Below are 952 nucleotides of genomic sequence, written 5' to 3'. Positions count from 1 at the left end.
GGGGATCAACACGATCTTTCCGGTATGGCGGGCTTGGCTCATATCGCGGAAGGCTTGCGGCGCGTTCAGCAGCCCGTAGCTGGTGGTAGGCAGCGGCTTAAGGACACCGGCGACAAACATCGGCAGCAACGCCGTCCACGCTCGTAACAGGGAGTCCGGTGCCACGGTGCCCAGATCGTAGGCCTGATAGTCGACGCCGGGATGGGCAGCGGCGACCTCGTCGGCCATGCGGATATCGGTCTTACCGATCTCGACGAATGCGCCCCCGCGCGGCAGCAGTTGCAGGGACGCATCCACGAAATCTCCGCGCAGGCTGTTGAGCACGACGTCCATGCCTTGCCCGCCGGTGGCCTCGCTGAAGGTGTCGACGAAATCCAGGGTGCGCGACGAGGCGATGTGCCCCGAATCGACCCCGAGATCGTTGAGCACGCGATGTTTATTCGGGTGGGCGGTGGCGAACACCCCAGCACCCAGGTGGGCGGCGATCTGGATGGCGGCCTGCCCCACCCCTCCGGCGCCGGCATGGATGAGCACCCGCTGCCCCGCCGATAGTCCAGCAAGCTCGACCAACGCGATATAGGCGGTCAAAAACGCCGTCGGAACCGAGGCCGCCTGAGCAAACGACCATCCCGGCGGGATGGCCACCACCGCACGGTGGTCGGTTATGGCGGTAGCCGAAAAAGCATCGGGGAATAAACCCATCACCGCATCACCGGGGCGAACACTGGTGACGTCGGGGGCGGTGTCGAGGACCACCCCGGCGGCTTCGATGCCGAGCCCCTCATCGGCGATAGCCCCCAACGCCACCACCACGTCGTGGAAATTCAGACCCGCGGCCCGTACCTGAATGCGGACCTGTCCTGGGCTCAGCGGTGTACTTGAGTCGCTCTCGACTAAGGCCAGCTTGGACAGGTCACCCTTGCCGGTGGTGGCCAGCTGCCAGTCGGGGGCC

1 protein-coding gene is annotated in these 952 nt (G+C 65.7%); it reads right to left on the bottom strand.

The window, feature by feature from the left end:
• On the bottom strand, positions 1-952 hold a 952-nt coding region (locus F0Q45_RS26230), incomplete at both ends, for a zinc-binding dehydrogenase (protein ID WP_149656619.1).

Origin of the sequence: Mycobacterium simiae (assembly GCF_008370645.1) — a bacterium.
GTDB lineage: Bacteria > Actinomycetota > Actinomycetes > Mycobacteriales > Mycobacteriaceae > Mycobacterium > Mycobacterium simiae_A.
This window is presented reverse-complemented; position numbering and strand designations above follow the sequence as displayed.